Here is a 17954-nt window from a genome sequence, read left to right on the forward strand (position 1 = left end):
GAAGTAAAAACTTCGCCCGAGATTTTATCCAATTATAGTAAATAATTAGAATTTGTATTGAGCTTGAACTCTGAAAGTTTTGTCATCAACCATTTTTTCTGGATCATAATCTATATATGAATACCATGAAGTGAAGTTAAGTTTTTTGTTGTATTTGTAACCTAGTCTTCCTACGATTTCTTTTGCTTTGAATTCTTCTGCACCAACTTTGTTGCCTTTGTTGAATTTACCATCAACATAATCTACACCAAAGCTAATGCCTGTGTTAGGGATTTTGTATCCAGCAGTTACGAACCAATAGTCATTTTTGCCAGCATAAGCGTGATATGAGCTAACACCGCTATCTGGAACCATTACTTGACCAGCTGAGATAAATTGACCATTGTCATCTAGTGAGCTTAGGCTATATTTGCCGTCTTTTGCTTTGTAATATACATAACCAGCACTCATATCAAAACCGAATGCACCAAATTCAGCTTTACCAGCTGCGAATTTGCTATCTGCTGCATTAGGAACTTTCTCTTTAAGATCTCCGTCCATATCTGTAAATGCATATTGACCTGTTACGCCAAGAGTTATATCATCAGTGATATTGAAGTTTAGTCCTGCTTCAATAGCAAATAGATTTGCTACATCTTGTAGGCTAGCATACCAAATTTGGAAAGCAAGTGGATCATAAGAACCGATAGCAGCTACACCGTATAGGTTGTGGCTTAGAACATCTCTTTGCATCGCTTTTGCGATTGCAGTACGAACTGCACCATCTTTGCCGTCTAGAACATCGCTGTCATTTTGAAGAGCGTCAGCCCACAATGCCGCAAGAGTTAAGCCTTGGATATCAGTATTTACTACTTTGATACCGTCGCCTAGCATATCATCTGTGAAGAATGTTCCAAGATTATAGCGACCTACCATTACAGTTGTTCCGCCTACATTGTAGCCTAGTAAAGCTTGTGTTACCTTGAAACCTTCTGTATCAAAACCATTGTTTTGTCCCTCTGTGCCATACTTACCACCTGATGAACCAACATCTTTATCTGCACCGTATTGGAAACCAGCTAACATAAAGAAATTGTCATCGATTTTTGTTTTTAGAGTAAGAACTGATTTGAATTTCCACCAGTTACCATCGTGTACCTTACCATCTCTTTTTGCATTTTGATATCTAACGAAAGCCATTCCGCTTAGATCAACATCTTTAATAGCTTCTTCCAAAGCAACTGCACTTGCTGAACTTACAAGTGCGCCCGCAGCGATAGCTGCTGCTAAACTTAGTTTTACTAATTTCATTAGAACTCCTTAAAAAAGTTTTATGGCGAAATTATAGCATAAAAAGACCTATTTTTACTTAAATCAATCTTAAATTTACTAAAATATTGCCAAAAAGTTACCAAACATTTACCAAAATTTACCGAAATTAGGCGATTTTGTGTTTTGTTATTTTTTTGTAACTTTTAGACAAATATCTTTTTTTGTTATTTTAGCTTTTATTATTTCCAAAACAAAGCAAAAAATCAAAATTTCAGCCCATTTATAGATGAAATCGTCGAGCTATCAAGCGGTATGTATGAGACGCTATCGCTATGTTTTAGCTCTCCGGCATCCATTTTTAGGTATGGTTCGACAACCGAGCCGTCTAAAACCCTGCCACAAAGCCCCGAGCGGTCAATGCGAACTTCCATAACGCGCATTCCGTGGAAAATGAATTTCAAGCACTCTTTCTTTTTTACCTTAAATGCGCTATTTTTAAAATCCACGCTTGTCATTTCTTTGATATTTGTTGAGTAGCGACCTTGTGTGAGATTGTATGCGATAACATCGCTAAGAGCGGTTTTTAGATCTAGTTTAGCAGCGGCGACTAACGCATCATCGCGCGAAGCGCTCAGTCTTGGCAAAGCAACGGCAGCTAAAATACCGATAATGGCGATAGCAAAAATAAGTTCGATCATAGAAAATGCTTTTTTCATATTAATATGCTCCAAATTTTTTATGAATTTTACGAAAATTTTTTAAATTTAGCCATTAAATTTGCAAAAATTTATCAAATTTGATAAGATTTTCGCTTTTAAATTCACAAAATAGGATAAAAATTTGAAAAATTTATTTTTTAGTGCTTTTTTGGCGATAATTTTTTGTGGTTGTGGTTTTTTAGGCAGTAGCGTTTCGAATTTGCAAAGTGCAGATGGCGTAAAATGCGAGATTTTAAGCTACGAACGCCATAGCAAAACAAACTATACATATAAATTTAAGGTTTTGAAAAATAACCAAATTTACAGGGCAAATTCGCCAAGATATTATTATAACAGCGGCGATATGGTGTTTGTGATGATAAAAAACGGCGTGATTATAAATATGATTTTAGATCAAAGAAATCCAAATTTACAAACTCGAAATAGCGGTGCAAACGACGGGGAAATCGTAAAAAAAGTGCTACGACAAAACAATGAAATTTCAGTTCCAAAATCTGAAAATATTAGTTTTTAAGCACGATTTTTGGAATTCTTACCGAGTATTTACCGAAATAAAATATAATTTCGATATGCAAAAGATGTTAGAACTTCCTTTCAAAGCCCAAAAGAGAAACCTTGTGGAAGGTTTCTCTTTTTTTATGGCTAATTTTTGATTTTTAAGCACAATATTAGGTTTATTTGATATAATTTCGTTTCTTGCTTGGACAGATGGGTGAGTTGGCCGAAACCACACCCCTGCTAAGGGTGCAGCTTCTAACCGGGGCTCGAGGGTTCGAATCCCTCTCTGTCCGCCACCTACTTAAATTTACAAGATTTTAAATTCGTGCAAATCATCGTCAAAACTATAAAATCAATACGGACTTCCGAAAAATGACTCATAATTTTTATAAAATTTATTGTAATAAGGATTTGATTTTCGCTTTCGCATGCCGTAGTTGTAGCACTCGATTGTGTCTTTTATGTTTTTATTTTTAGCGTTGTAGCATTTTCGCAAAACTTTGGCGCATTTTGTGAGATTGAAAACCGGATTAAAGGCAAATGGTATTTCGTTTGCGCCGAAATTTACCGAATTTAGCTGCCCTAAACCGACATCGATATTAAAACCGCTATCTATCAGATTTTTAGCAATCGCCGTTGCATAAGCTTCATTTATAGGATAAATCGTAACAACCCATTTAGCGCGATTTAAGCTATAAACGCTAGTTTTTATGATGATATTTGGGGTTTGAAGTTTGGCAAAATGATCGGCATTCGCTTTATTTGTCAAAAAAGAGATGACAAATGGGTTAAAATCGCTCTCAATCTTTACAATCGTGTATAAAATTTCAGGCTTTACGCCCTCTTTTTGCGCCACGAAATTAATCGAATTTAAAATATCATTTGGCGTATAGGCAAACATTTGCACCGAAAAAACAAACAAAAAAAGCAATTTTTTCATAATTTTTATCTAAATTTTCCAAAAATTTTTTGTAAGTATAGCAAAAATTTAAAATAAATTAGCTTTTTTTATAAAATTTAAGTAAATTTTTATTATCTTGGCTGTATAATTACAATTCTTTTGCAAAAGATAGCAAAGGAAAGGTCGCTTAGCTCAGTTGGTAGAGCGCCACCCTTACAAGGTGGATGTCATAAGTTCGAGTCTTATAGCGACCACCATTTTATTACTGTTTTGTGCGATGGTAGTTCAGCTGGTTAGAATGCCGCCCTGTCACGGCGGAGGTCGTGGGTTCGAGCCCCATTCATCGCGCCATTTAGGTGTCTTGCTAGCTCAGTAGGTAGAGCATCTCCCTTTTAAGGAGGGGGCCGTTGGTTCGAATCCAACGCAGGACACCATTTTTTTTGCTCAAAATTTATTAAATCCAAAAAAATTGGTTGTTAAATTTAAGATTTTAGCGTGGTTTTTGCGATACTGCGTCAAATTTTTTAAATTTAAGAAATTCTCAAATTTGACGCAGTATCTAAGATAAATTTATTCCAAAAGCTCGGCTCTAATGTCGCCAAAAAGTAAAACATTTTTCAAAATAGCTTTATTTGCGTATCCGCGTTCGTTTAAACTCAAATAAAGCTCACCCCTAGCGCTAGAAAATATTTTTTGATTTATAAAAACGATATACGGGTCAAATTCGCTTTCAAGCTCATTTTGAACGGCGGTTTTTTGCTTATCTTGTGGGATTATTATGTCAATTCGCCCGTTTTCATTTTTCGCACCGACTGCGGTTGTGTAGAATTTGTTTGATGAGTGTTGGAGTTTTGAAAAGTTAAAAAACAGGCTTAAAAGGTCATTTTGCGCGTAATATCCTAGTTTTTCGTTTGAAATATCCATTTTTTCGCCTTTGTAGCCACTTTCTCGCTTCAAATTTACAGCCGAATTTGCGTGATCAAATGTAAAAATTTTGCGCGAAATTCGCTCTTTGTCTTTTTTATTGCGATTTACTTCGTGCGTGTAAATATCAGGCACCAAAGTATTTCCTACGATTTTGCCTTTTGAGTGAAAATATTCACGGCGATTTCCGCTAATGGAATTTGTAAGCCCTGTGGTTTTAGCGTCCAAAGTGATTTCGTATGTTTTTTTGGCTTCATCTTTTACAAGCGTGGCATTTGCTACGCCAATCTCGCCAAAAATGCCGAATTTAACGGCATACTTCACGCTGACACTCTCGCCAAAAGCCAAATTTACAAATATCGCTAAAAACGCAAAAAATTTAAATATTTTCATAAATTTACCTTTTTATCAATTTTTTAAAACCCAAACTCTATTGAATTTTAACTCTTAAATTTTACCGATATAGTTTAAATATGTGAAAAATCATAATTTAATGTAAGCAAAAAATTATCACAAAGCCGTTTTTGGCTCTGTGATAACTACATTTTTTCTTTTGCGCTTAGTCCCATTAAGCTAAATGCCGCGCGTATCGACAGGGCTACAACGGCAAAAAGTTTGAGTTTTGCATTTTCGTTTTCGCTTCCGACTACTCGGTTTTCGTTGTAGTATTTGTGAAAATCAGCAGCCAAGCCTTTGAGATAATCAGGAATTTTTTGCAAACCCCTACTAGAAAAAGCTTCGTTAAGCACTTCATTTAAGGCAAGTGCGTTAAATGCCAAATTTACGCCGTTTTCATCAAGCGAATTAAAATCAGCTTCCAAAATTTCATCGACGCTTTTCTCTGCTTTTGCAAAAATTTGATTAATTCTTGCATGGGCGTAATTTATATAGTAAATCGGATTTGAACTATCTTCTTTTTTAAGCTCGTCGATGTCGAATTCAAGCGGTGTTTCGCCTTTTTTGCTGATAAACATAAATCGCAAATTATCCTTGCCGATAGCACCTAAAACATCGCTCATTAGCACACTTGTGCCAGATCGCTTGCTCATTTTAAAGGCTTCGCCGTTTTTTAGCAAATTTACCATTTGCATAAGTGCGATTTCAAGGGAATTTTCGTCATATCCTAAAAAATGAATAGAGGCTTTAAGGCGTGGTATATAGCCGTGGTGATCTGCGCCCCAGACATTTATATAGCGGTCATATCCGCGTTCAAATTTATTATTATGATAAACAATATCACCTGCTAAATATGTAGGACGCCCGTCTTCTCTAACTACAACGCGGTCTTTTTCATCGCCAAGCTCGGTTGATTTTATCCAAATTTTGCCGTCATTTTTATACATTTGCCCACTTTTTTCAAGCTTTGCGATTGTAGCGTCAAGCTCGCCGTAAAGCGACTTTTCGCTAACCCAGTTTTGTATAAAAATTCCGGCATCGCTTAGATCTTTTTTGATGATTTTTAAAACTTCATCTTTGCCAAATTCGGCAAGTTCCAAAACTCTACTTTCATCGTAAAAAATTTCCTTGCCAAATTTGCTAACGACCGATTTTACAAGCTCATCGATATACTCGCCGCGGTAGTATTTTTCAGGATACTCAACGCTCTCGCCAAAAAGCTCTTTGGCTCTTAAAATCATCGAAATGCCGAGCAACTCGATTTGATTTCCGGCGTCATTTATATAATACTCAGTATCAACCCTAACGCCTAAATAATTTCCCACACTTTGGAGCACATCGCCATAAACAGCACCCCTGACATGCCCTATATGAAGCGGTCCTGTGGGATTTGCGCTGATATATTCAAGTAGAATTTTTTCTTTTAAATTTTCATTTATACCGGATAATGCTCCGTTTTTGGCAAATTCGTTTTTCAAATTTAGAGCTTTTTTGCTTAAATTTCCTAAAAATTTGGCTTTTAGGTGAAAATTTAAATATCCATTTACGGCACTTGCGCTTAAAATTTCGCTATTTTCAAATTTAAGAGCCAACTCTTCTGCTATGATTTTTGGGGCTTTTTTAAGCTCTTTTGCAAGTGAAAAAGCCACAGGCGAAGCATAGTGAGCTAAATTTTTATCTTTTGGTTTTTCTAAAATAATATCTTTACCAAGAGTTTTTTTAATCTCTTTTAAAACTAAATTTTTCAAACATTAAGCCTTTTTTGTATCGCTAACTTCGGCTTCTTCGTCGCTAGTTTCAGTTTTTTTAGTTACTTTTTCAGGCTCGTCATCTTCCATCTCTTTTTTGAACGATTTTATACCTTTTCCTACGCCTTTTGCAAGTTCAGGGATTTTTTTCGCCCCAAAAAGCAACACGATAATAACTAAAATAATAAGCATTTGTTGGACACTTGGACCCATTTTTTTCTCCTTTTACCAGTTATCAATAAATTCGGTTAAATTCAAATTTTTTGTATTGCATTTAATCGATTTAAAGATAGATTTTAAATTTTGATAAGCTTTTTCTAAATCATCATTGATAAGTAAATAATCATAATCTTTTATGTGCGACATTTCACCGACTGCGTTTTCAAGGCGTCTTGCTATATCATCAAGTGTATTTGTATTGCGATCTTCAAGGCGTTTGCGAAGCTCATCGCTGTTTTTTGTCGTAAGAAAAACAGAAGTTATCTCATCCGGAAAAATGCCTCTAACAATATCAAAACCTTGAACATCAATATCAAAAATAACTATTTTATCATCTTCAAAGGCTTCTAATACAGGTTTTAGCGAAGTTCCGTAATAATTTTTATGAACCAACGCCCACTCTAAAAATTCGCCGTTTTCTATGCCTTTTTTAAATCCATCAACGCTTAAAAAATAGTAATCCACGCCGTCTTTTTCGCCTTGACGAATTTCGCGTGTGGTGCAAGAAATGGAAAAATAAATATCTTTTTCTTCTTTCATCAAACGATTTATAAGTGTGCTTTTTCCGCTTCCGCTAGGACCTGAAATCAGTAAAATTTGCCCTTTCAAACTATTTATCCTTAAAAGCAATATTTAGATCAAGTTTTAGATTTCTTAATGCCTTAGCTAATTTTTCATCACTGGCAACACTCATTTCGAAAGCTTTTTTAAATGTTTCTTCTAGTTTTTCTTTTAGCTCATCAATGCTCATTTCTTCGTCATTTTGAGCCAAAATTTGCTCTTTTTCGCTTTTATTTTTTTGCAAATTTTCATTCTCTTGTTTTTCGTCTTCGTCTTCCACTTTTTCTTGTGGTTTTTCTGGCAATTTTTGCAACTCATCATCTGCAAATTTGCCGACTTCAACGAGTTTTAAACTAGAAAAATCTTTTGGTTCTTCAACTTTTTTAGTTTCGATTGTTTGTTTTGGGAGATCATTGATGATAGGAATAGCAATCTCATCATCCGATACAAGCCCGATTGGCGCTTCATCTTGTGGCTCATCGACTAAATTTACTTTATTTGTATCATCGTTTAAAATTTCTAACGGAGCCACTTCGTCGCTACTGATATTTTGGGCTTTTTCATATTTTGTATCATCGGCTAGGCTCGATGGTACAAAATCATCGATATTTGGCATTTCTAGTGGTGGCAATTCATCATCGTCAAAGCTTATATCGTCTTGTTCTGGCAAATTTAACGGCGCAAAATCATCGTCATTTGGCATTTCTAGCGGCGGCAACTCATCATCGTCAAATAAATTTGTATCATCTTGTTCAGCTAAATTTAAAGGCACCAAATCAATATCATCATTTAGTTCAAGTGGCACAAAATCATCATCTGCCTGTTTGATTTGCGAATTTTCTTCTGTGTTTAAATTTTGAATTTGCGCAATATTATCGTTAGCAGCCAAAGTCTGCCCGTTATCATCTTTGGCAAAATCATCTTTATCGATACTATTTAAAATTTGATTAAATTCCTCTTGTTCGTTTGAAACTTCATTTTTTTGCATATTTTGAATAAATTGATCAAGAGGAATATCATCATCTAGCTCAAAATTATCATCTATGCTTATTTCGTTACCGTTTGGTTGCGAATTTTGTAAATTTTCCACACTCTGTGAATTTTGTAAATTTTGCAAATTTTCTGTGCTTTGATTTTGCATATTTTGGATAAATTGATCAAGCGGAATATCATCGTCCATATCAAAATTCTCATCTAACGGTATTACAGGCACAGCCAAATTCTCGCTAGTTTGTGCGTTTTGTGTCTCGACTTTTGTCTCGGCGATATTTGTCGTTTGAGAGCTCTTAGCTTTTTGGTTAAGTTCTTTTAAGATTTCATCGAGCGGTCTATCATCATCTAGTATATCTATGACATTATCTATATTTTCGCTACCGCTAGGCATAATGGCACCCCCTATTTGAATTTTTTCTTGATTTTGTGTAGGCATATCGTCGATTTCTTTGACGATTTGGCTTATGGTTTGTATATCTTGTGCGATTTTTTCGCCCATAGCTTCGCTAAAAGTATTATCTAAATTTTGAGTTTCGTCGCTGTTAGAATTAGAAACAAAAGAGCCAAAATTTGTTAAAAAATTTATCAAATCTATCGGCAAAAACGGCTTTGGCAAAGACAAATTTGACGAAAAGTTACCGATTAAATTTTTCGGAACCAAAAAAAGTGTTTTTGTTTTATCAAATTCCGAAATATCGCAACCATCATCATAATTTTTAATAATCAAATCATATTCGTCTATGTCATTTGAGTATGGCAAAACTTCCGCATTTATGCGTTCGCAACAGATATTTACGACATTTGCGATCGAAGCATTGTCATTATCAAGTAAAATTTTCATTATAAACTCTCTTACGACAAATTAATAGGATATTTTAGAACATTTTTTATTATTAGTTGCTTATTTTTGGATAAATTTATGAGATTTTTTCTAATTTTTTTTCGTTTAAGCGATAAACCGTGGAGCATTTTTTGGCTAAATTTTCATCGTGCGTTACTAGCACGAGTGCGCCACTGGCTTCTTGGATATAATCAAAAATCACGCTCATTACATCATTTGCGGTATCTTTGTCTAAATTTCCTGTGGGTTCATCGGCAAAAATAATTTTTGGTTTTTTACTTAGCACCCTTGCTATGCTAATTCGTTGTTGCTGACCGCCACTAAGATCCCCTACGCTTTGTTTTACGACGCTTTCGATTTTTAGCTTTTGCAAAATTTTCTCATCGATTTCTTGTTTTGTAAGCTTTGCAGCTAGTTCTATATTTTCATACGCTGAAAAGCCCTTAAAAAGGTAGTGTGATTGAAAAATTATGCCAAAATCATTTCTGCGAATTTTGATTTTTTCGTCATCTTTTAGTGAGTAAATTTCTTTTTCGTTAAAATAAACTTCGCCCGAATTTGGTTTTAACAAGGTGCATAAAATGTGCAAAAGAGTGGATTTCCCACAACCGCTCACACCCAAAACGGCTATGCTCTCTTTTTCGTGGATTGATAAATTTATATTTTCAAAGAGCGTATAATCATACGCATGAGTAAGATTAACGCCCTTTAAAAGTTCCATTTTTAGCCAATTTGAGCCGCAACTTCGGCAGCAAAATCATCAACTTTTTTCTCTAAGCCTTCGCCTACTTCGTAGCGAACATAGCTTGTGATAACGATATTTCCGCCAAGTTCTTTGCTTTTTTCAGCGATAACTTGCTCGATAGTTTTTTTATCGTCCATTACGAAAAATTGTCCCAAAAGTGTTAGTCTTTGATCTAAAATCGTATTATCAGCGAAAAATCTATCGATTTGACCCGGAATTATCTTATCCCAAATTTGCTCAGGTTTGTTTTGTTTTTTAAGTTCGGCTTTTAAATCTTCTGTAACACGAGCCAAAACTTCATCTGTGATTTGAGATTTTGAGCCAAATTCAGGTATTTTATGAAGTGGTTTACCAAGACGGACAAGCTCTTCATTTTCTTTTTCTAACTCAGCTTTAAGCGCAACAACTTCTTTTTCGATAAAATCTTTATCAAATTCGTTGTAGCTAATAACGCTTGGTTTCATCGCAGCTGCATGCATACAAAGTGATTTTAAAAACTCGCCCACTTTTGCTTTATCGGCGCCGCCACACTCTGCTGCTATGACAACGGCAACTCTGCCGTTTGAGTGCAAGTAGCCGCTTACTACTTCGCCTTTGATAGTATCAAATCTGCGAACAACCAAATTTTCGCCGATTGTAGCGATTTGATTTTTTAGATAATCTTCAAATTTAACGCCGTCGATCTCACTAGCGTTTAGCTCGTCGATTGTTTTTAAGCCTTTTGCTTGAATTTGATTGATTGTTTTTTTAACCATATCAACGAATTTTTCGTTTTTAGCGACAAAGTCAGTTTCTGAATTTACTTCGATTAGGCTTCCTGTTGTGCAGTCATTATTTATCAAAACTTGCGCTAAGCCTTCACTAGCTAGTCTATCAGCTTTTTTAGCAGCTTTGCCAAGACCTTTTTCGCGTAGCCAATCAACAGCCTTTTCCATATCGCCTGCTGTTTCAACCAACGCTTTTTTACACTCTAACATACCTGCTCCGGTGCTTTCACGGAGCTCTTTTACCATTTGTGCTGAAATTTCCATTATTCTGCGTCCTCTGCTGTTTCGAAATCTTCTTCGCTCATCGCTTCTTCTACGATTTCATCTTTTTCTTCTTGGCTTACTTCTGCTTTTTCTTCGCTTACTTCGCCGTCTTGGTCTCTTAGCGCTTTTCCTTCATTGATAGCCTCAGCCATTTCTTGGCAGAAAAGTTGAACGCTTCTGATAGCGTCATCATTACCCGGAATTGGGAAATCTACAACATCAGGGTCGCAGTTTGTATCAAGTGGAGCTACAACAGGGATTTTTAATCTGTTTGCTTCTGCTACGGCGATTTTTTCTTTTACTACATCGATGACGAAAATCATATCAGGTAAGCTTTTCATATTGCGAATTCCGCCTAAATATTGCTCTAATTTCTCTTTTTTGCGGCGTAGCATTAGGGCTTCTTTTTTTGTTAAAAGGTTGATTGAGCCGTCTTCTTCCATAGCTTCGATGACTTCTAGTTTGCGGATTGATTGTTTGATTGTGCTGAAATTTGTAAGCATACCGCCTAACCAGCGATGATTTACAAATGGCATTCCGCATTTTTCAGCATATTCACGCAAAGTCGCACCTGCTTGTTTTTTAGTGCCGACAAATAGCACTGTTTTGCCCTCAGCTGCTGCATCGCGAACGACATTGTAAGTGTAGCGGAAGTAGCGGATAGTTTTTTGCAAATCTATGATATAGATACCTTTTCTCTCGCCGAAAATGAATTTCTTCATTTTTGGGTTCCAGCGGCGTGTTTGGTGACCAAAATGAACGCCACATTCTAATAAATCTCTCATTGTAACCATGAGTTTTCTCCTTGTGGGACTAGCCCGAAATTTAGTTTCTTCCTCCGCATTTTTTAGCAAATTTAGGGCTTTTTGGGCGTGAAATTTGCTTTCACAACTTGCCAAATTTGCAACTAAAAAGGATAAATGCGTGTGAAATGAAGTGTGGATTATACTGAAAGTATGCTAAATTTAAGATAAATTTATGGTATAAATTTAGAGATTGAACCCAGCCTAGCTTTTTTGTGATACTTCGTTTGGACTTCGTTCGATAGCCAAAACAGGCTTATCTCACTCGTCCAAACTCGTAAGCACAAAAAATCGTCGGCATTTGTCGTTTAAATTTAACATTGAATTGTTTTGAAATTTTAAATTTACTTCCATTGTCATTGCGAGTTTTTGCAAAGCAAAAACGAAGCAATCTAGCAAATTTAAAATTCGCTTCCATTGTCATTGCGAGAATTTTTGCGTAAGCAAAAATTCGTGGCAATCGCCAATGTTTAAATTTACAAAACAACTCAGTCCAAAAATTTGCGTAAGCAAATTTTTTCGTAAAATCAAATTTAAAAAAGCGAAAGCTTTTTTAAATTTGCCACGATAAAAGCGTGCAGGGTATGGGGGTTGTTAAGGGGGAAAGGGGCGCTTCGCAAGTCAGCCCCTTTCCCCCTTAAAAAAGCAACTTGCAAAATAATTAAATTTACAAGAATAATTTCGATACCAAATTTGATTGAATTTTTAAATTTGTAAATTCATATTGTGGTGGGCAAAGATGCCCACCCTACGATACTTTTTCAGAGTATTTATCTGGATTTTTATTATATTTTAAAAGTAATTCTTTAAATGTTTCATCAAAATCTCTTTTTAAATATTTTATATAAAATTCATTGACAGCCTCATCTAAATTGCCAAATTCAAATAAAAAATCAAAAAAATTATAGTTATATTCTTTAAAACATTTCCAGCCCCATTTATCTTCGCTGAATCCTTTTTTTAATTTATATTTCTTTGCTAATTCTTCCAATGTCTCTTTATTAAATTTATTGTTTTTATTATATACACCATAGCATAATTCTATAAAATCATTATAAGTAAACTCAAATTTATACGAAAAATCTTTTTTTGAATTTTCTGTAATTTCTAGACATTCTTTATTATTTGATTTTTTTAGTATATCAAAAGCAAAATCCTTATATTCTTTTTCAAATATATCTTTAAGCTTATTTAAAAAATCTATAAATATTATATCTTTGTCTTTTTTGTAATTTTCAAAAATTGCTTTTAAAATTTTATAATTTTCCCTATTCCAAAGTGCTTTTGTTTCCATAACTAACTCCTTATAATTCCCATAAATTTTATCAATAACCATAGAATAATCACGAATATAAAGGCTTAAATTCGTAATGTTTCCAACTTCGTTCAAACACATTTCAAGCCAATTTTTTATTTCTGTGTCATAGTGAATATTTTTAAATTTGGCTATAAAAATTCCATTTTCATCTAGAATTTGATTTTTTTCATCGTTTAATTTATACTCGCCCAAGCTAGATTCGCTTGGATTTTCCCTATCAAGCGACAGATATAAAACAAACCTATTGTTTGAATTTGCTTCAATTTTATTGATATATCCTTGGATTTGTTTTTCTCGGTCGTTTGCATAAATTTTATTTTCTAAAATTATATGATTTTCTCCATCTGTTATGTAAATATCAATATTTTCATATTCTCTATAAACTTTTACATCGTGTAAATTTATAAAATTTTCTAATCCAACAGCCTTTAAAAACAATTTTAAAAACAAATCTTTTTGATAATGTTTTTCTAACGGATTTAAAAGCGAATAAATAAATTTAGAATGTAATCCAACTTCGTCATTTTCTTTTCGCAAAACAGAAAAAATATTAAATTCATTTATTCCACGCAGTTTTCTTACTTCAAATTCATTTTTTAAAATTTTTGCTTGTTCTTTAATTTTGTCAAATTTTGCCAAAAGCTCATCTGTCATAAAATATCCTTTCTAAAAATTTAATTATTTTTCACCACAAACCCGCAAAAGCGACCTGTTACGCCGTCTCGGCGGTATGAGTAAAGATGATTTTCGCAATGAGTGCAAAATTTGCTAAATTTGAATTTTTTTATGCCAAGTTCGTTAAATTCAGCTTTCAAAGCCAAATTCATATCAAATTTATCACCACGCTTAAAGGCGTTAAATTCGCCCAAATCCATTTCGCCCACTTCGTAGCAACTGCTCCTTATATTTGCCCCCACAATCACGCTTAAATCGCAAATTTCCGTGCCGTAACGCTCACTCATTTTAATGGCTGTTTTGGTTACGATTTTTTGCGTAACCCCGGCTCTGCCAGCGTGAGCTACGCCCACTGCGCCACTTTTTTCATCGAGCAGTAAAACAGGCGAACAATCCGCCACCATGACACACAGCCCCACGCCATGCAAATTTGTAATCATTGCATCGCGCTCGGGGAAAATTTTCACAAATTCGCTTTGCAAATTTTCACTTTTAAATTTGCCAAATTCAAAAAATTTATCAAATTTCGCCCCAAATTCAGCCATAAATTTTTCATCTACAACGCAAATTTTATCACTATGGATTTGGTTCATAAAAATCAAATTTTGTAACTCTAAACCCAGCAAATTTGCCAGTTTAAAACGATTTTGCAAAACGCTTTTAAAATCATCACCGACATGAAAAGCAAGGTTAAATTTGCCAAATTTTCCCAAATTTTCGCCGTTCAAATTTTTCGGCGCAGTATCCTTAAAAATTGCGTTAGCTAAACCAAATTTATCGGTAAAGCCGAATTTAAAGGCATTTAGTAAAGGCTTGAAATCAAATTCACCTGATCCCACGACAAACTCTCTTTTTTCTCGCCCACAAAGCCCAAAATTCGCGCTGCGTATCTTGCGAGCAAATCGGTTTCTACATTTACTTTTCGCCCTGCTTGAAACTCGCCAAATAGCGTATCTTTCATAGTTTGCGGGATTATCGTTAGGCGAATTCCGCTAGGCAAGACTTCGTTTATGGTTAAACTCACGCCGTCAATCGCCACGGAGCCTTTGTTTGCGACAAACGGCATTAAATTTTTTGGCAAATTTATAAAAAAATCATATCCGCTTTTTAGCTTTGTGATTTTTGCGATTTCGCCCACGCCGTCGATATGGCCCTGCACCAAATGCCCGTCAATTCGCTCTCCAAGCTTCATCGCTGGTTCGATATGCACTCTGCCACGCAAATTTTGCACGGCGATTAAATTTGCCGTTTCGCTTGAAATCTCCACGACAAAGCCGTCAGCTAAAATTTGCGTTACGCTAAGACACGCGCCGTTTATGGCGATACTGTCGCCAATACGCTCAGGGCGAAATTTAGCGCGAATTCGAAGCGAATTTCCGCTAAAACTAACGACTTCGGCGATTTCCCTAATTAGTCCGTTAAACATAAACTTCCTTTTAATTTTTTGCTGAATTTTATATAAAATTTGCTAAAAATTCCCCATATTTTACGAATTGAAGTGCAAATTTTCGAATTAATGAAATTTTTAATGCTTTTTTAAGTGGGAAGGGGGCTGACTTTCGAAGCGCCCCCTTCCCCCTTAACAACCCCCAACCCCTGCACGATAGAAGTGGCAAATTTAAAAAACTTTCGTTTTTTAAATTTGCGAATTTTTCGATTTATATTTTTAAAATTAAATTTTTGCTAAAATCTCTTTTTAAAATTTTAAGGGAAAATCTAATGAACTATGATATTATCGTTATCGGTGGCGGACACGCAGGTATTGAAGCCAGTCTTGCTGCTGCAAAAATGGGAGCAAAAACACTTTTAATCACAATTTTGGCTGAGCAAATCGGCGCAGCAAGTTGCAACCCTGCAATCGGCGGTCTTGCAAAAGGGCATTTGGTAAAAGAGCTTGACGCACTTGGCGGTCAAATGGGTCGCACCACAGATGAGTGCGGAATCCAGTTTCGCATACTAAATGAGAGCAAAGGCCCTGCCGTGCGTGGCAGTCGCGCTCAAATCGATATGGATAAATACCGCATTTATATGCGAAATTTGCTTTTAAATACGCCAAATTTAGACATTACGCAAGAAATCGCAACCGAAATTTTAAGCGAATTTAGCGGCGACAAACCACGCGTTACAGGCGTTAAAACGCACCTTGATAATATTTACAGCGCAAAAAAAGTCATCATCACAACAGGCACTTTTTTAAATGGCGTTATCCACACAGGCACGGCTCAGCTTAGTGCGGGCAGGGTCGGCGAACTAAGTAGCACCGAACTTAGCAAATCACTAGCAAATTTTGGGCTAAATTTAGGTAGGCTAAAAACGGGAACTTGCCCAAGAATCGATGCAAAAAGCATTGATTTTAGCGTCCTTGAAGCACAAGGCGGAGACGAAATGCCTAAGCCGTTTAGCTTTCGCACGAAAGATTTTGCCCCAAATCAGCTTCCTTGCTATATCGGCTACACAAACGAAACTACGCACGAGATTATTCGCTCAGATTTTCATCGCGCACCACTTTTTACGGGACAAATTAGGAGCACGGGTCCAAGATACTGCCCTAGTATCGAAACCAAAATTTACGAATTTCCTGAGAGAGAACGCCACCACATTTTTATCGAGCCACAAACGGACGCAGCCAGTGAATACTATCTAAACGGGCTTTCTACAAGTTTGCCTTATGATACGCAGGTTAAAATGATTCGCTCCATAAAAGGCTTAGAAAATGCTAAAATCGTTCGTCCCGGATACGCTGTGGAGTATGATTTTGTCGATCCAACAGAGCTTAAACACGATTTGCAGACAAAAAAGGTCGCAGGGCTGTATCTAGCAGGGCAAATCAACGGCACCACAGGCTACGAAGAAGCCGCCGCACAAGGGCTAATGGCTGGAATTAACGCCGCTCTTGCACTAAAAGGCAAAGAGCCTTTGATTTTACGCAGAGACGAAGCATATATCGGCGTTTTGATAGATGATCTCGTTACAAAAGGGACAAAAGAGCCATATCGTGTTTTTACAAGCAGAGCTGAGTTTAGGCTTTTGTTGCGTGAAGATAACGCCGTTTTAAGGCTTGGCGAATATGGGCGAAATGTGGGGTTGCTTGACGAACCGACTTATGAGCGAATTTGCAAATTTAAAAACGACATACAAAAAGGTATGGATTTTCTTTTAGAAACGACGGTAACGCCGTGCAAAGAGACTTTACAAATGCTATCAAATTTGGGCGAAGAGCCGATTTCGCAAAATTCAACGCTTCAAAAAATCGTAGCACGAAAAAGCTTTACGAAAGAGAAGCTAAAAGCCTTAAATTCGATGTTTGGCGAATTTTCAGACGGCGTTTTAGAAGAGATTTCAACGCAATGCAAGTATTATTTTTATATCCAAATGCAAAAGGCAGAAGTGGAAAAAATGAAAGGTATGCTAGGCGTGAAAATCCCTACTGAGCTTGATTTTAGCAAGATTTCCGGGCTTAGCAATGAAGTGGTTGAAAAGCTTAAAAAATTTGCTCCGCCGACGCTGTTTGCGGCGAGTGAGATTTCAGGCATTACACCTGCGGCGATTGATATACTTCACATTTACATTAAACAGCATAGTCTTTAATTCCCCAAACCTGAACGGATTAAAGCCCGAATTTGAGCAATTCCTGCACTCACTACCACAACAAAGGTAGCTTCGTTTGAAATCGCTCAAATTCGGGCTTTACTACGCCTATTTTGTCTTGAATATTTTTATCAAATAGATATTTTGCTTTAAAAATAAAATTTAAGCCAAATTTTTTTATAATTCAGTTTGCAAATTTTCAAATCAAGGTAAGCAAATGCCATACAAAACCGATACGATTTTTACTTTTGATGAATACAAAAAATTTAACAACTCCATTAAAGGAAAATGGCTAACTAAAATAATTTATATAATAATTGGAATTTTGGTTTTAAATTCTTTATCTAGGGAATTTTATTTGCTTATATATAAAGGAATTTTTACTATTGACTTATTTATAGGATTAGGATTTTTGATTTGGCTTGGCGGAACTTATTACTACATATATTTTTATTTTGTCAAAAAGACATTTTATTCAAATAAATTGTCGGCAAATCAGCACTCTTTTTTTGAATTTTATGATGATTATTTCACAGAAAAAACAAACGAATTTAACGAAAATTCTAGCTCGAATTTCGCCAAAATAAGATACGACGATTTATATAAAATCATCGAAACTAAGACGAATTTTTATCTATTCGTCGGAAATATTTTAGCCTTTACTATTATAAAACAAAACTGCTCTGCCGAGCTGGTAGAATTTTTACGAAAAATCAAAATAGAATTTAAAAAATAAAGCGAAT

17 protein-coding genes and 4 tRNA genes are annotated in these 17954 nt (G+C 35.5%); 7 read left to right on the forward strand and 14 right to left on the reverse strand.

All coding sequences use genetic code 11. The features are described 5' to 3' along the window. Positions 1-45: 45 nt before the first annotated feature. Complete coding sequence (locus PF026_RS05485; RefSeq protein ID WP_270863538.1) at positions 46-1290, reverse strand: major outer membrane protein; 1245 nt, start codon at positions 1288-1290, stop codon at positions 46-48. A 224-nt stretch (positions 1291-1514) separates the two neighbouring features. After that, complete coding sequence (locus PF026_RS05490; protein ID WP_270860633.1) at positions 1515-1967, reverse strand: prepilin-type N-terminal cleavage/methylation domain-containing protein; 453 nt, start codon at positions 1965-1967, stop codon at positions 1515-1517. Between the two features lie 124 nt (positions 1968-2091). Between PF026_RS05490 and PF026_RS05495 the strand changes: the two genes are divergently transcribed. Next, a complete protein-coding gene (locus PF026_RS05495; protein WP_270860632.1) occupies positions 2092-2484 on the forward strand; it encodes a hypothetical protein in 393 nt (130 codons plus the stop codon). Positions 2485-2672: 188 nt separating this feature from the next. Continuing rightward, a tRNA-Ser gene (locus PF026_RS05500) sits at positions 2673-2764 on the forward strand. 56 nt (positions 2765-2820) lie between these two features. Here PF026_RS05500 and PF026_RS05505 read toward each other — a convergent pair. After that, positions 2821-3408, reverse strand: a complete 588-nt coding sequence (locus PF026_RS05505; protein WP_270860631.1) for a transglycosylase SLT domain-containing protein — start codon at positions 3406-3408, stop codon at positions 2821-2823. Positions 3409-3550: 142 nt separating this feature from the next. Here PF026_RS05505 and PF026_RS05510 point away from each other — a divergent pair. The 3 genes from PF026_RS05510 to PF026_RS05520 all read left to right on the forward strand — a co-directional run bounded on the left by PF026_RS05510 (position 3551) and on the right by PF026_RS05520 (position 3803). After that, positions 3551-3626, forward strand: a tRNA-Val gene (locus PF026_RS05510). 17 nt (positions 3627-3643) lie between these two features. Beyond that, positions 3644-3720: transfer RNA gene (locus PF026_RS05515), tRNA-Asp, on the forward strand. 7 nt (positions 3721-3727) lie between these two features. Continuing rightward, positions 3728-3803: transfer RNA gene (locus PF026_RS05520), tRNA-Lys, on the forward strand. Positions 3804-3939: 136 nt separating this feature from the next. Here PF026_RS05520 and PF026_RS05525 read toward each other — a convergent pair. The 11 genes from PF026_RS05525 to PF026_RS05575 all read right to left on the reverse strand — a co-directional run bounded on the left by PF026_RS05525 (position 3940) and on the right by PF026_RS05575 (position 15049). Further along, positions 3940-4686: a DUF3108 domain-containing protein gene (locus PF026_RS05525; RefSeq protein ID WP_270863539.1), complete on the reverse strand. Its 747-nt coding sequence runs from the start codon at positions 4684-4686 to the stop codon at positions 3940-3942. 146 nt (positions 4687-4832) lie between these two features. Further along, positions 4833-6437, reverse strand: a complete 1605-nt coding sequence (argS, locus tag PF026_RS05530) for an arginine--tRNA ligase (RefSeq protein WP_270863540.1) — start codon at positions 6435-6437, stop codon at positions 4833-4835. 3 nt (positions 6438-6440) lie between these two features. Further along, a complete protein-coding gene (locus PF026_RS05535; protein WP_270860628.1) occupies positions 6441-6650 on the reverse strand; it encodes a twin-arginine translocase TatA/TatE family subunit in 210 nt (69 codons plus the stop codon). Between the two features lie 12 nt (positions 6651-6662). Further along, a complete protein-coding gene (gene gmk / locus PF026_RS05540; RefSeq protein ID WP_270863541.1) occupies positions 6663-7265 on the reverse strand; it encodes a guanylate kinase in 603 nt (200 codons plus the stop codon). A gap of 1 nt (position 7266) precedes the next feature. Beyond that, positions 7267-9051 carry a hypothetical protein gene (locus PF026_RS05545; protein WP_270863542.1) on the reverse strand — a complete coding sequence of 595 codons (1785 nt, stop codon included), beginning with the start codon at positions 9049-9051 and terminating at the stop codon, positions 7267-7269. A 76-nt stretch (positions 9052-9127) separates the two neighbouring features. Further along, positions 9128-9772 carry an ABC transporter ATP-binding protein gene (locus PF026_RS05550; protein ID WP_270863543.1) on the reverse strand — a complete coding sequence of 215 codons (645 nt, stop codon included), beginning with the start codon at positions 9770-9772 and terminating at the stop codon, positions 9128-9130. A gap of 2 nt (positions 9773-9774) precedes the next feature. Then, a complete protein-coding gene (tsf, locus tag PF026_RS05555; protein WP_270863544.1) occupies positions 9775-10827 on the reverse strand; it encodes a translation elongation factor Ts in 1053 nt (350 codons plus the stop codon). Then, positions 10827-11621 carry a 30S ribosomal protein S2 gene (gene rpsB / locus PF026_RS05560; RefSeq protein ID WP_270860623.1) on the reverse strand — a complete coding sequence of 265 codons (795 nt, stop codon included), beginning with the start codon at positions 11619-11621 and terminating at the stop codon, positions 10827-10829. Before rpsB ends, tsf begins: the two co-directional genes overlap by 1 nt. Positions 11622-12378: 757 nt before the next feature. Further along, on the reverse strand, positions 12379-13602 hold the full coding sequence (locus PF026_RS05565) for a PDDEXK-like family protein (protein ID WP_270870415.1): 1224 nt from the start codon (positions 13600-13602) through the stop codon (positions 12379-12381). Positions 13603-13622: 20 nt separating this feature from the next. After that, positions 13623-14462: a polyphenol oxidase family protein gene (locus tag PF026_RS05570; RefSeq protein ID WP_270863546.1), complete on the reverse strand. Its 840-nt coding sequence runs from the start codon at positions 14460-14462 to the stop codon at positions 13623-13625. Then, a complete protein-coding gene (locus PF026_RS05575) occupies positions 14426-15049 on the reverse strand; it encodes a riboflavin synthase (protein WP_270863547.1) in 624 nt (207 codons plus the stop codon). The genes PF026_RS05570 and PF026_RS05575 overlap by 37 nt, the downstream gene beginning before the upstream one ends. A 293-nt stretch (positions 15050-15342) precedes the next feature. Here PF026_RS05575 and mnmG point away from each other — a divergent pair, with 293 nt between their 5' ends. Beyond that, positions 15343-17211 (forward strand): tRNA uridine-5-carboxymethylaminomethyl(34) synthesis enzyme MnmG, encoded by a 1869-nt coding sequence (mnmG, locus tag PF026_RS05580; RefSeq protein WP_270863548.1) that lies wholly within the window; start codon positions 15343-15345, stop codon positions 17209-17211. Positions 17212-17428: 217 nt separating this feature from the next. After that, complete coding sequence (locus tag PF026_RS05585; protein ID WP_270863549.1) at positions 17429-17947, forward strand: YcxB family protein; 519 nt, start codon at positions 17429-17431, stop codon at positions 17945-17947. Positions 17948-17954 lie beyond the last annotated feature (7 nt).

This window comes from Campylobacter sp. CS_NA3, assembly GCF_027797495.1.
In the GTDB taxonomy this organism is placed as follows: Bacteria; Campylobacterota; Campylobacteria; order Campylobacterales; family Campylobacteraceae; genus Campylobacter_B.

Bases quoted from the DNA above. Each gene is read 5' to 3' on its own strand.
- PF026_RS05565 (WP_270870415.1), bottom strand. From the start codon at position 13,602: ATGACAGATGAGCTTTTGGCAAAATTTGACAAAATTAAAGAACAAGCA.
- PF026_RS05535 (WP_270860628.1), bottom strand. From the start codon at position 6,650: ATGGGTCCAAGTGTCCAACAAATGCTTATTATTTTAGTTATTATCGTG.
- mnmG (WP_270863548.1), top strand. From the start codon at position 15,343: ATGAACTATGATATTATCGTTATCGGTGGCGGACACGCAGGTATTGAA.
- tsf (WP_270863544.1), bottom strand. From the start codon at position 10,827: ATGGAAATTTCAGCACAAATGGTAAAAGAGCTCCGTGAAAGCACCGGA.
- rpsB (WP_270860623.1), bottom strand. From the start codon at position 11,621: ATGGTTACAATGAGAGATTTATTAGAATGTGGCGTTCATTTTGGTCAC.
- PF026_RS05575 (WP_270863547.1), bottom strand. From the start codon at position 15,049: ATGTTTAACGGACTAATTAGGGAAATCGCCGAAGTCGTTAGTTTTAGC.
- PF026_RS05585 (WP_270863549.1), top strand. From the start codon at position 17,429: ATGCCATACAAAACCGATACGATTTTTACTTTTGATGAATACAAAAAA.
- PF026_RS05505 (WP_270860631.1), bottom strand. From the start codon at position 3,408: ATGAAAAAATTGCTTTTTTTGTTTGTTTTTTCGGTGCAAATGTTTGCC.
- PF026_RS05490 (WP_270860633.1), bottom strand. From the start codon at position 1,967: ATGAAAAAAGCATTTTCTATGATCGAACTTATTTTTGCTATCGCCATT.
- PF026_RS05485 (WP_270863538.1), bottom strand. From the start codon at position 1,290: ATGAAATTAGTAAAACTAAGTTTAGCAGCAGCTATCGCTGCGGGCGCA.
- PF026_RS05550 (WP_270863543.1), bottom strand. From the start codon at position 9,772: ATGGAACTTTTAAAGGGCGTTAATCTTACTCATGCGTATGATTATACG.
- PF026_RS05545 (WP_270863542.1), bottom strand. From the start codon at position 9,051: ATGAAAATTTTACTTGATAATGACAATGCTTCGATCGCAAATGTCGTA.
- PF026_RS05525 (WP_270863539.1), bottom strand. From the start codon at position 4,686: ATGAAAATATTTAAATTTTTTGCGTTTTTAGCGATATTTGTAAATTTG.